Genomic DNA, 12396 nt, shown 5'->3' with positions numbered 1-12396 from the left:
GCTCTGAGGGTGTGCCTGTTTCAGGTATACCCTCAAAAGTATGTAATTCGGGTTGCTGAGCGTAGTCAACACCCCTGCAGCTTGAAGGATGACGAGTATTGAATAAATTATTAATTTCCAGCTTATTATTATGTATGGCAAGCAGTGCATTCGCACGCCCTAGCCAGACTATCCCGAGTATGGACGAGCAAGTCAGCCAATTTTACGATATCCAACAAACGGATATGGCCTACGGTGACCGTGCGCTGCGCATTTACAGTGCAGTACCCTATAATGTCACCGCACAACGCCCTGTCCTGTATATGCTTGATGGCAATGGCTTATATCCTAAAGCCGTTAATCGCGCTGTTGAAAAGCTCCACGTAGATAAACTACCGATTATTATTGGAATTGGTTATCCAATCGATGAAGCCTTTCCAAAAGCATGGCGAACTTACGACTATACCCCACCTGTTGCAGGTGACGATTTTAAACAAGGGGGCGGCTCCCCTGCGCTATACCAGTTTTTAACTGACACTATTCGCCCATGGGCAGAACAACAGTTTCCTATTGATAAAAGCAAGCAAACCCTATTTGGCCATTCATTTGGTGGATTATTTACCTTGATGGCATACCAACAACAACCGGATGATTTTCAGTTTTATGTTTCTGCCAGCCCGTCATTATGGTGGGGTAAAGGAAGTATGGTGGATTTAGCGAAACTGACGGCGAAACAAACGGCTTCCCCCTTATTTGTGACTTTAGGCGGTTTAGAAGAGAGCCCTGATTTATCCAAATTGAGCGCCGAACAAGTACAAAATTACCAAGCGCGCAAAAGTTGGATTAGCACACGCCAAGTTTGCACTGAAATTGCAAACCACCAAAGGCACTGTGAATTTACCTTATTCGATGGCAAAAACCACGGTTCAGTGATCCCTGATGCCATCGATAAAGCCCTTGATGTCGCTAGCCAATAATACTAATTTATGGGTTTTAGGAGGTCGCTGTAGAGGTCTGCTAAAACCCCCTTTTCACCAAATTCTTTACGGATCCACTGCGTCACAAGCCCAGTAGCCGAATGTTGTGTGGCTAATAGCATATGGGAATCTTGTCGTGGGTTCTGAATTTGTTTTGTTACCAACAAACCATGTTTAACATGGTCTTTGATCATATAATCGGGTAAAAAGCCAATCCCTTCACCGAGTATCTGACACTGGCATTTAGTATTAAAATCAGGAACTTGAATTGCCTCTTGCCCATGTAGTAGCCAGCCCACCCGCTTATTAATGGTATGCGCGGTATCCTCTACCATAATATTTGGATAAAGACGCAACTGGCTCTCAGCGATGGGCTCTGGCATCAACGCCAAAGGGTGAGTTGCCGCTATAGCAAATTGCCAGTGAATCGCACCAATTTCAGTGTAGTCAATTCCACCGCCATCCATCAAAGTGCCTGGAGCGCCAATCGCAATATCCGCATGGTTATTAATAATGGCATCCCAAACCCCATTGTACACTTCTGTTGTCACTGTAATGTGGCAGGTAGCAAACTGTTTTTTTAATATTTGCAATAACCTAGCGGTATGATAGGGCGTATATAATAACTGATTAATACAAATACGTACCCGCGCTTCAATACCTTGCTCAATAGAATAAATACTTTTTTGAATGGAATGGAAATTATTAAGCAAGTCGGTTGCTTTGCGATAAAAATAATAACCGGCTTCGGTGAGTTCAATATTACGGGTATTACGAATAAATAACGCCACATCTAAATAGGTTTCGATACGTTTGATGGTATAACTCACCGCGGAGGTGGTCACGCCTAATTCTTCCGCTGCTTTACTAAAACTCGCAAACTTCGCCGCTGTTGTGTAAGTCAGTAAGTTTTCTTCCGTAAAAATTGAGTTCATACCCACCGCCAAAAATGTTTAAAATTTAGACAAATCATATTTTTATGTGAATAAAATTCAATAACGTAAAAATCAGATTATTTTTCGAGCACATTTTTATAGCTTAACAGAATTATTAACAACTGGAATAGATTAAATTTGATATGCATTTTCGCCAAGTAAAAACCACACCTTTAAAGTAACTATTAATATTCGAAATACTTAATATTATTGAATTTAATAGCCAAACCAAGCATTAACATTCGACACAGTCGAGATCAATAAAATTACAAATTTAACAAATTAAAAACTTTCAATTTGATGTCTATCACAGAACTGAGCAAATCATGATTTTCGATTTTAATTAACAAAATAAATCATACAATTTTGTTCATAAAACAGTCACAAACCATCAAAAAACGATAAAAAAGGATGCTCACACGCACAAAAAAGCCGGATTATTGAATTGAATTCAACAATTAAACGCCTCATTGATGAATTAAATTTAAATGGATTCTTTTTATTAATGACAATTGCTATGCTTTAAACATCATAAATAATCTTCAAATTGTCTTTATCTATGTTGGTAATAAAAACCAACCTAAGGGGAAAATGATGACCGCTAGTACTCTCGCTCACGACTTTTTAACTGCAGCTGAAAAAGGACAATTAGAAATATTAAAAAGTTGTCTTGAAAAAGGTGTGGATATTAATACCACCAACCGCCAAGGCCGCACGGCAATTGTTAATGCAAGCCTGAATAAACATTATGAATGTGTTTCTTTTCTAATTAATGCAGGGGCGGATATTAATAAACAAGACCAAACCTGTTTTAACCCTTTTTTATTAAGCTGCCTTAATGATGACCTCACATTGTTACGCATTGTTTTACCTGCAAAACCAAATTTAGATTTATTGACCCGTTTTGGTGGCGTGGGCATTACACCTGCAAGTGAAAAAGGCCACGTGGAAATTGTTCGCGAATTACTTGAAAAAACCGAGATTAATGTTAACCACACAAACTTCGTGGGCTGGACACCACTATTAGAAGCTATCGTGCTCAATGACGGTGGCGAAAAACAACAGCAAATCGTTAAATTGCTATTAGACCATGGTGCAAACCCACATATGACTGATAAATATGGTAAAAAACCATTAGAGCTAGCTCGTGAAAAAGGCTATAACGAGATTGCTGAGTTACTGATTGCAGCTGGAGCCTAGCGAAATCATAGACTTTAAATAGGATAAGGAGGCATGTGAACGCATCCATATCTCATCGGCAAAGATTATACGGGCTAACGGCTGATACACATTTTCTCAATTTGTTTCATCAGCCACAACCCCAAGGAACAGTAGAACAAGTTTTTAATAAAGCCATTAACTTTTCTATTGATAATGAACTTTATACTTTGCTTTGTTCTCAGTTAGATAATGCACCAAATAGTTGCCGACTAATCAATAAAGACTTTTCTCTTTTCGATATTAAAGAAGGAGAGAACATTAATTTATCAAATAAAGAAATATTGATTGGTAGTCATTATTTAATATCATTTTCTTTATGTAAAGAATGGCGGCAACCTGTTATCAACTTTAGAGATAACAAACTGAAAAAAATAAATTATTTATTATATATCGAAGAACAAATAAGTAATTTGGATCTAATCTTAACTGAAAATAAAAATTCTCTATTTAAATATCAGGGAGATAATTTTTTTTATCTCACTATGACAGCGCAATTGGTTCAATTACGTTCTGAATTGATTGAATCAATAATTAAGAAAAACAAAGAAAATGTTATCGATGTGATCCGCCAGCTTGTTGGATTAGGTATCGGGCTAACACCATCAGGAGATGATTACTTAGTTGGGTTAATGGCATTTTTATTATTAACCGGTCATCCGGCTGCCACTTTTTACCCTGAGTTTTATCAAGGAATAACCCAAAGCCTCAGCCAGACGACACCAATTAGTGCCATCACATTGGAAAAAGCGTTAAACCAAGAATATCGAGAAAATATGCAGCAATTAATTCAATCATTAGTTGATGCGAAAGAAACATATATTTATCCACAAATTTTAGAGATTTTAAATATCGGGTCGAGTTCTGGCAGCGACATGCTATTTGGCTTGCGAGATGCCCTGTATATCACCCATTATTTCGGAGAAAACTATGTCGACTAAAGTTGTCATAAAAAAGAATACTTATTTTGATTCCGTATCACTGATGTCTATTTCGACGAAAGCCAATCAGCTCGACAATGTTGAACAAGCGTTTGTCGCGATGGCAACAGAGATGAATAAAGGTGTTTTACGTAATTTAGGTTTACTAACACCTGAATTAGAAGAGGCCAAAAATGGCGATTTAATGATTGTCATTAAAGGCCCAAGCGATGAAGCAAACGATGCCACATTAATTGCTATCGAAGACTTATTTAATAAGAAAAATCAGGGTGGTGGGCAACATGAAGCCAAATACGCCACCATTAATTCAGCGAAGACGCATATCCCAGATGCCAACCTCGCCGTCATTTCAGTCAATGGTCAGTTTGCTGCTCGTGAAGCGCGCATTGCGTTAGAAAATGACCTCAACGTCATGCTGTTTTCCGATAACGTTTCCATTGAAGATGAACTTGCCCTTAAACAATTGGCTAGCAAGAAAGGTTTGCTGATGATGGGCCCTGACTGCGGAACTGCCATTATCAACGGAACCGCGCTGTGCTTTGGTAATAGCGTTCGCCGTGGCAGCATTGGCATCATCGGTGCATCCGGTACGGGTAGCCAAGAACTCAGCGTCCGTATTCACGAATTTGGCGCAGGCGTTTCCCAATTAATTGGTACCGGTGGTCGCGATTTAAGCGAGAAAATTGGCGGTATCATGATGATTGATGCCCTGAAAATGCTTGATGCCGATGATGAAACCCAAGTTATCGCATTGATCTCTAAGCCACCAGCTCCTAACGTTGCGAAAAAAGTGTTAGAACAAGCGGAAAAATGCCACAAACCGGTTGTTGTGTGTTTCTTAGGTAGCCAACCACTACCAGAAGACAAACCGGGTCTAACCTTTGCTCAGGGCACCAAAGAAGCCGCACTGAAAGCCGTTCTATTAACCGGTATTCGCAAAGAAGATTTAGATTTACACCCGCTTAATTTACCACTTATTGACGAAGTCAGAGCAAAACTGAAACCTGAGCAGAAATATATTCGTGGCTTATTCTGTGGTGGAACGCTATGCGATGAAGCCATGTTTGCCGCATTGGAGAAATACGATGATGTTTACAGCAATATTCAGCCAAACCCTGATTATCGCTTAAAAGACCTCAACAAAAGTATTGCACACACTTTCCTCGACTTTGGTGATGACGACTTTACCAACGGTAAACCGCACCCAATGATCGACCCTACCAACCGCATTGAACGCTTATTACAAGAGGCTCGCGACCCTGAAGTTGGCGTCATTATGATGGACTTCGTTTTGGGCTTTGGTTCTCACGAAGACCCAGTAGGCGTGATGATCGACGCAATTAAAGAAGCGAAGAATATTGCTAAACAAGATGGGCGTGAATTAGAAATTTTAGGCTATGTGCTGGGCACTGACCAAGACACCCCATCGATGGATGCGCAAGTCAAAATGCTAACAGATGCTGGAGTCATCTGGGCAAGTAGCAGCACCAATACCGGTTTATTAGGGCGTGAGTTTGTATGGAAAGGGGAGAAAGCATAATGACTTCATTATTTAAGCAGCCATTAAATGTCATCAATGTTGGCATCGAAATGTTCAGTGATGACCTAAAAAAACAACATGTTCCAGTTACGCATTTAAACTGGACTCCTCCCGGACAAGGCAACGTTGCGGTTATCCGCGCCCTCGACCAAATTGAAGGTAATGCCGCACTACAAGAAAAAATTGCAGCCGCCAATGCCCAAGCGTTTGAGCGCATTATTCAATCTCAACCTGTGTTAATCGGTTACGACCAAGCGATTAATGTGGTTCCGGGCATGACTAAAAATACTATCCTACACGCAGGTCCACCGGTTGCTTGGAAAGATATGTGTGGCGCGATGAAAGGTGCGGTGACGGGAGCGCTGGTTTTCGAAGGATTAGCGAAAGACTTAGCTGATGCAGAACGCGTTGCGGCCTCGGGGGAAATCATTTTCTCCCCTTGCCATGAACACGATTGTGTAGGTTCGATGGCAGGTGTCACTTCTGCATCGATGTTTATGCATATCGTTGAAAATAAAACCTATGGTAACCGCGCGTTTACTAACCTCAGTGAGCAAATGGCAAAAATTCTGCGCATGGGTGCCAACGACCAAAGTGTAATAGACCGTTTAAATTGGATGCGTGATGTATTAGGCCCAATGCTGCGTGACGCAATGAAAATCATCGGTGAAATCGACCTACGTTTGATGCTTGCGCAAGCACTACATATGGGCGATGAGTGCCATAACCGTAACAATGCAGGAACAACCTTACTTATCCAAGCGCTCACGACTGGGATCATTCAAACTGATTTCTCTGTCGCACAACAAAAAGAAGTCTTTGATTTTGTTGCAAGCAGCGATTACTTCTCCGGCCCAACGTGGATGGCGATGTGTAAAGCATCAATGGATGCGGCTCACGGTATCGAATACAGCACTGTTGTCACGACCATGGCGCGTAATGGCTATGAATTTGGTTTACGCATTAGTGGACTACCAGGTCAATGGTTCACAGGGCCTTCTCAGCAAGTTATCGGTCCGATGTTTGCAGGTTACAAACCAGAAGACTCTGGTTTAGATATCGGTGACTCTGCAATCACAGAAACCTACGGTATTGGCGGTTTTGCTATGGCAACAGCGCCAGCTATTGTGGCACTCGTTGGCGGTACGGTAGAAGAAGCGGTCGATTTCTCTCGCCAAATGCGTGAAATCACCTTAGGTGAGAACCCGAACGTGACTATTCCATTACTGGGCTTTATGGGTATCCCTACAGCTATTGATATTACGAAGGTTTCAGCCAGTGGTATTTTACCTGTTATCAACACAGCCATTGCCCATAAAGATGCGGGCATCGGTATGATTGGGGCAGGTATTGTTCACCCGCCGTTTGATTGCTTTGAAAAAGCCATGTTGGCCTACGCACAGAAATATGCTTAGTTTTCAATCATAAAAAAGACGCCCAACTCCGGTTGGGCAATAAAAATAAAACGTGAACCCTGATTAATTTTATTTGAAAAACAGTGCTGTAACTCAAAATGTAGGGGTATACCCTAAATAATTTGAATTGCAGCTAGGCGGCAAGTAAATGAGTCCCTAGGAGCATACACAAGTATGTGACTAGGGTGAATGAACGCAGCCAACAACGCTGCGGTTCAAAGTATGACGGGTATGGGAGTATTTTATGAATATACTAAATATCAAATGGAAACGTGGGGATTTGGCCGCCTACTTCGGCTTAATGACCAATAACCTAACTAACCTACTCACCATGATGGGTCTCTTGATTTTCGTTGTCGGCATCCCATCAGAAATTGTTTACGGCCGTATCGCACCAGCCTTTGGTTTCGCTGTTTTACTTGCCAGCGTGAGCTATGCTTACTTTGGCCAGCAAATGATAAAGCAAACTGGACGCAATGATGTCACCGCTTTACCATCAGGGCCCAGTGCGCCTTCTATCTTTACGGTGACGTTCTTAGTCATCATGCCTGTCTACCAAACAACACAGAATGCTGAATTTGCGATCCAAATTGCGCTGGTTTGGTGTTTTGTCGAATCAATGATCCTCGTCGGTGGTTCTTTCTTAGGTGAAACCATCCGTAAGATGATCCCTCGCACCGTACTGTTATCCTGTTTGTCAGGTTTAGGATTACTGTTACTAGCGATGAACCCGATGCTGCAAGCGTTTGAAGCACCAACGGTTTCATTCATTGTGCTGTTATTAATTTTCATTAACTGGTTTGGTAAAAAACCGATTTTTGCTCGCATCCCAACTGGCTTATTGCTGCTAATTGCCGGTACGGTATTGGCATGGGTTTCTGGCTTGCAAAGTGCGGAAGCAATCAAAGACTCAATGGCGTCATTTGGTTTCAACCCGCCGGGCATACATATTGATAGCTTCTTCCAAGGCCTGCCACACGCTCTGCCTTACTTAGCGTCTGCGGTACCACTTGGCTTAGCAAACTATATCTTCGACCTTGAAAATATTGAAAGTGCGCATGCTGCAGGTGATGAATATAATACTCGTAAGGTTATGTTAGCTAACGGTTTATCGTCTACAGTTGGCTGTTTTATGGGTAACCCATTCCCTGTCACTGTTTATGTCGGCCATGCGGGTTGGAAAGCCATGGGCGCTAGCGTAGGTTATACCCTAGCATCCGGTATCACTATGTTTATCGTCCCATTATTCGGTATCGGTGCCTTTATGTTAGCTATCATTCCAATGACCGCTATCGTGCCAATACTGGTGTTTATCGGTGTTGTCACCGCCAACCAAGTTGTGCGAGAAACGCCAAAAATTGAAGTTCCCGTTATCTTTATCTGTCTATTCCCGTGGATTGCTAACTGGGCATTGACGATGGTTAATAGTGTCATGGGCGCGGCGGGCACCTCTGCGAGTGCAATTGGTGTTGAAACCTTGCTACACAAAGGTGTTTATTACCAAGGTCTAGTTCATTTAGGTAACGGTGCGCCGTTAGCCAGTATGTTATGGGGCTGTATTGCTATCTTTGCTATCCTCAACCAACCACTGCGTGGAGCCATTGCTGCTGCCGCGGGAGCAATATTAGTATTCTTCGGAATTATTCACTCCCCAGCGGTCGGAATTGCTACTGGTTCAACCTTGATGTTTGTTTACGCATACCTCATGATGGCAGCTTTATTTGTACTCAAACACTTTTTAGATAGCCGGAAATCGGTGGAAGAACAACAAGCTGAAAAATCTGAGAAACTCAGTAAGTCAGTGTAACTAAGCCAACCTTTTATAGTAGGTGTGCGCTGTACACCTACTATCAGCTAAATCTCTGTCTCAGGAAATATTAACAATGAAAGAACTCGTGGTTGTTGCCATCGGGGGCAACAGTATTATCAAAGATAACAACAGCCAGTCTATCGAAGCTCAAGAAAAAGCCGTTCAAGAAGTCGCACATCATATTAATGGCATGCTTGAAGGTAATTACAACATTGTTTTGACCCATGGAAATGGACCTCAAGTTGGATTAGATTTGCGCCGTGCAGAAATTGCACACGAAACCGAAGGTTTACCTTTAACACCGCTAGCTAACTGTGTGGCAGATACTCAAGGCGGAATTGGCTATTTAGTTCAACAAGCTTTGACTAACGTCTTAGCAAAACGCCATAACCGCCAAGCAATTACAGTAGTGACACAAGTTGAAGTCGATAAAAATGACCCAAACTTTAGCGCGCCAACCAAACCGATTGGGGCATTTTTCACTGAGCAACAGGCTCAGCACTTACAACAAGAAAACCCAAACTGGCATTTTGTTGAAGACTCTGGCCGCGGTTACCGCCGTGTAGTCGCATCTCCAGAACCAAAACGTGTCGTTGAATCACAAGCGATCCGCACCTTAACAGAACACAATTATGTGGTGGTTGCCGCAGGTGGTGGCGGCATTCCAGTCATTGATAACGACAATGGTGGCTACAAAAGTGTTGACGCGGTGATTGATAAAGACCTCTCAACAACTTTACTGGCAAAAGAGCTCAATGCCGATATTTTAATTATCACCACAGGTGTCGAAAAAGTGTGTATTCACTTCGGCAAACCTGAACAAAAAGCACTTGGCGAAACCAGCACTAGCGACATGCAACGCTACATGGAAGAAGGCCATTTCCCAGCGGGTAGCATGTTACCGAAGATTGAAGCCAGCCTATCGTTTATTGCCAATGGCGGTAAACGTGTGATCATCACCACCCCTGAAAAGCTACCAGAAGCCTTACGCGGTGAAACGGGAACCCATATTGTTCAAGGGTAAGTTTCTATAATCTGGATCATGCGAATTTTTTGTTAGTCGCAAACCGCAATATTCCTCAGATCGTTTGATGACGATCTGAGTGGGTAAGTGTCGCTTAAAAACAGGAAATTCGACAGTAAATGGATATCACTAGGAGTTTCTATGAAAGCAGAAAAATCATCAGGCAGAAGAGAGTTCCTTTCCACCAGCGCTAAAGTCGCAGCCGCTTGCACTTTATTCGGCGCGGTATCGGGCTTTGCCTCCGCCCAAAGCCAAGCTAGCCAAACAGCAGGCCAATCCAGTATCACGGATAAACATTATTACCTCGATGATGTATTACTCGAAACGGGTTTTAATTACCATAATTCGACGGTCGTCGGCACCCAAACCGCCTTACATACTGTAGAAATCCGTGATGGTAAAATTGCGGCCGTTTTACCCAATAAACAACATGCAGATGGCATATTAAATGCCTATAGTGCGCAAGGCAAACTCATGTTACCGGCCTTTCGCGACATGCATATCCACCTCGATAAAACCTTCTATGGTGGGCCATGGCAAGCGCCACAGTCACGTGAAGGTAAAACGATTATGGACATGATCGCGTTAGAGCAAAAATTGCTACCTGAATTACAACCTTTCACTGAAGAAAGAGCAAATGCATTGATCGCGTTGATCCAATCCCAAGGATCGACCATTGCTCGTAGCCATTGTAATATCGAACCCGTTTCCGGTCTGAAAAATTTAGAAGCCTTACAAAAAGTACTTGGAGAACACCAACAAGACCTAACTTGCGAAATCGTCGCCTTTCCACAACATGGTTTACTACATTCCAAGTCAGAAGGGTTAATGCGTGAAGCCATGCAAGCAGGTGCTCATTACGTTGGCGGTTTAGACCCAACCAATGTGGATAGCGCGATGGAAAAGTCTCTCGATTCGATGTTCCAAATTGCGCTGGACTACAACAAAGGCGTGGATATTCATCTACATGAAACCAGTCCCGCAGGCATTGCTGCTATCAATTATATGATTAAAACGGTGGATGAAAACCGCAGCTTACGCGGTAAAGTGACCATCAGCCATGCCTTTGCACTGGCAACACTCACCCCTGAACAAGCGGAAAAAACGGCAAAACAGTTGGCTGAGCAGCAAATCACCATTGCCTCTACCGTCCCGATTGGCACACTGCATATGCCACTGAAAATACTAAATAAAAATGGGGTGTTTGTGATGACCGGAACGGATAGTGTGATTGACCATTGGTCGCCCTTTGGCCTAGGCGATATGCTAGAAAAAGCCAATTTATACGCGCAGCTTTATACTCGCCCTGATGAGCTATCGCTGTCCCGTTCACTGGCCATCGCAACAGGTAATATTCTGCCGTTAGATGAAAAAGGCCAACAAATGTGGCCAGCTAAAGGGGATGACGCCAGCTTTGTGCTGCTTGATGCATCTTGTTCTGCTGAGGCAGTCGCACGGATTTCCCCAAGATTCGCGACTTTCCATAAAGGCCATTTAGCCCACGGAATAATGCCAAAATCCGCTTCATAGTGATAATTAACATAAGAATAGCGCCTTTAGGTGCTATTCTTTCATGCCACACTATTTTTTCAGTTTAAGCGTATTAAAGATTAAATCTAATAAACCTGAGTTATCTACGGATTGCAGCACAGTAATTGGCTTTGTTTTTGGTTCAGGAACCCCAACCCGTAAGCGCAGTGCGTCATAGCAAAAGCTTTTACCGCGCAGCACTCCCTGAAGCTCAATACCTACGTGCTTTTTATCATAAGTCACCAGGCTCTTATCCAATAACCATGCTACGGTTAACACATCATGTATCCAACACCCTGCTAAATGGCGTGTCGCACGTGAATAGTCCATCCACGGTCGCATTGTTGCTACAAGAAAACGGCTCAGTGGTGTACCAATTTGAGCAAGCTTATCAAGATCCTCATGCACCATTTGCGTTTGTACGGTGACATCCATTGGCACTAAAGTCAGATTTGCTCCACTATTAAGCACCGCGTAGGCCGCTTCAGGGTCGATGCCAAAATTAGTGTCTTTCAAGTACCCCGGCACGTTAAAAACCGCCCCCATGATTACTATCTCTGCCACGTTTTTAGCCATGTCAGGAAACAACTGCATTGCTATTGCGATATTGGTTAATGGGCCAATGGCAATAATCGTGACTTGTTTTGGGTTCTGGCAAACTAACTCGCCAATACGTAACGCGGCTTCTGGGATAGACTTCGGTAAGCTAGGTATGGATGGAAGGCCATCCCATAGGTGCGTAAGTTGCGCTCGTTCAGCGCCGTTATCGAGTAGTTCACGCCATGGTGCGCTAGTTTCAACCAACGCTGACGACGCACCACGATAAACAGGAATATTTTCACCCAGTGAATGAACTAAATGACTAGCAACGTCAAAGCCAATTTCGCTAGGTGTATTACCCGAAACTGTGGTGATCATTTCCAATTTGATTTCAGGTGCAGCGATAGCCAGCGCAAGTGCTAGGCCATCATCAACATTAGCACCAACGACCCCATTACCGGGGTCGCAATCTATAATCACACGCATA

Annotated in this window: 10 protein-coding genes; 8 read left to right on the top strand and 2 right to left on the bottom strand. The window is 42.9% G+C overall.

The features are described 5' to 3' along the window. Positions 1 to 98 precede the first annotated feature (98 nt). Positions 99 to 956 (top strand): alpha/beta hydrolase, encoded by an 858-nt coding sequence (locus tag P3L44_RS00975; protein ID WP_227528874.1) that lies wholly within the window; start codon positions 99 to 101, stop codon positions 954 to 956. Positions 957 to 958: 2 nt separating this feature from the next. Here the strand turns inward: P3L44_RS00975 and P3L44_RS00970 are convergent, their stop codons facing one another. Continuing rightward, positions 959 to 1891, bottom strand: coding sequence for a LysR substrate-binding domain-containing protein (locus P3L44_RS00970; RefSeq protein WP_004262950.1), 933 nt, complete (start codon positions 1889 to 1891; stop codon positions 959 to 961). A gap of 594 nt (positions 1892 to 2485) precedes the next feature. On the opposite strand from P3L44_RS00970, the gene P3L44_RS00965 reads away from it, so the two are divergent. The 7 genes from P3L44_RS00965 to P3L44_RS00935 all read left to right on the top strand — a co-directional run bounded on the left by P3L44_RS00965 (position 2486) and on the right by P3L44_RS00935 (position 11369). Then, on the top strand, positions 2486 to 3091 hold the full coding sequence (locus P3L44_RS00965) for an ankyrin repeat domain-containing protein (protein ID WP_272661894.1): 606 nt from the start codon (positions 2486 to 2488) through the stop codon (positions 3089 to 3091). A gap of 35 nt (positions 3092 to 3126) precedes the next feature. Continuing rightward, a complete protein-coding gene (locus P3L44_RS00960) occupies positions 3127 to 4050 on the top strand; it encodes a DUF2877 domain-containing protein (RefSeq protein ID WP_272661817.1) in 924 nt (307 codons plus the stop codon). Continuing rightward, the gene (gene fdrA / locus P3L44_RS00955; RefSeq protein ID WP_140171953.1) at positions 4040 to 5590 is read left to right on the top strand and encodes an acyl-CoA synthetase FdrA; all 1551 of its coding nucleotides are present in this window, start codon (positions 4040 to 4042) and stop codon (positions 5588 to 5590) included. Before P3L44_RS00960 ends, fdrA begins: the two co-directional genes overlap by 11 nt. Continuing rightward, the gene (locus P3L44_RS00950) at positions 5590 to 7005 is read left to right on the top strand and encodes a DUF1116 domain-containing protein (protein ID WP_272661815.1); all 1416 of its coding nucleotides are present in this window, start codon (positions 5590 to 5592) and stop codon (positions 7003 to 7005) included. Before fdrA ends, P3L44_RS00950 begins: the two co-directional genes overlap by 1 nt. Before the next feature lie 244 nt (positions 7006 to 7249). Next, positions 7250 to 8812 carry a hypothetical protein gene (locus P3L44_RS00945; RefSeq protein ID WP_004262962.1) on the top strand — a complete coding sequence of 521 codons (1563 nt, stop codon included), beginning with the start codon at positions 7250 to 7252 and terminating at the stop codon, positions 8810 to 8812. A gap of 76 nt (positions 8813 to 8888) precedes the next feature. Beyond that, positions 8889 to 9839: a carbamate kinase family protein gene (locus P3L44_RS00940; RefSeq protein WP_272661814.1), complete on the top strand. Its 951-nt coding sequence runs from the start codon at positions 8889 to 8891 to the stop codon at positions 9837 to 9839. Positions 9840 to 9980: 141 nt separating this feature from the next. After that, positions 9981 to 11369 (top strand): amidohydrolase family protein, encoded by a 1389-nt coding sequence (locus P3L44_RS00935; protein ID WP_272661813.1) that lies wholly within the window; start codon positions 9981 to 9983, stop codon positions 11367 to 11369. Positions 11370 to 11420: 51 nt separating this feature from the next. Here the strand turns inward: P3L44_RS00935 and P3L44_RS00930 are convergent, their stop codons facing one another. Beyond that, positions 11421 to 12395, bottom strand: coding sequence for a nucleoside hydrolase (locus P3L44_RS00930; RefSeq protein WP_140171948.1), 975 nt, complete (start codon positions 12393 to 12395; stop codon positions 11421 to 11423). Position 12396: the final 1 nt, after the last annotated feature.

This window comes from Providencia sp. PROV175 (genome assembly GCF_032707045.1).
Lineage (GTDB): Bacteria > Pseudomonadota > Gammaproteobacteria > Enterobacterales > Enterobacteriaceae > Providencia > Providencia hangzhouensis.
The sequence above is the reverse complement of the archived record's forward strand: the minus strand, read 5'-3'. Positions and strand labels throughout refer to the sequence as shown.

What these genes read in the sequence shown, in the direction of transcription:
- P3L44_RS00970 (WP_004262950.1), bottom strand. Translation starts at nt 1,891, where the DNA reads ATGAACTCAATTTTTACGGAAGAAAACTTACTGACTTACACAACAGCG.
- P3L44_RS00965 (WP_272661894.1), top strand. Translation starts at nt 2,486, where the DNA reads ATGACCGCTAGTACTCTCGCTCACGACTTTTTAACTGCAGCTGAAAAA.
- fdrA (WP_140171953.1), top strand. Translation starts at nt 4,040, where the DNA reads ATGTCGACTAAAGTTGTCATAAAAAAGAATACTTATTTTGATTCCGTA.
- P3L44_RS00950 (WP_272661815.1), top strand. Translation starts at nt 5,590, where the DNA reads ATGACTTCATTATTTAAGCAGCCATTAAATGTCATCAATGTTGGCATC.
- P3L44_RS00945 (WP_004262962.1), top strand. Translation starts at nt 7,250, where the DNA reads ATGAATATACTAAATATCAAATGGAAACGTGGGGATTTGGCCGCCTAC.
- P3L44_RS00940 (WP_272661814.1), top strand. Translation starts at nt 8,889, where the DNA reads ATGAAAGAACTCGTGGTTGTTGCCATCGGGGGCAACAGTATTATCAAA.
- P3L44_RS00935 (WP_272661813.1), top strand. Translation starts at nt 9,981, where the DNA reads ATGAAAGCAGAAAAATCATCAGGCAGAAGAGAGTTCCTTTCCACCAGC.
- P3L44_RS00930 (WP_140171948.1), bottom strand. Translation starts at nt 12,395, where the DNA reads ATGCGTGTGATTATAGATTGCGACCCCGGTAATGGGGTCGTTGGTGCT.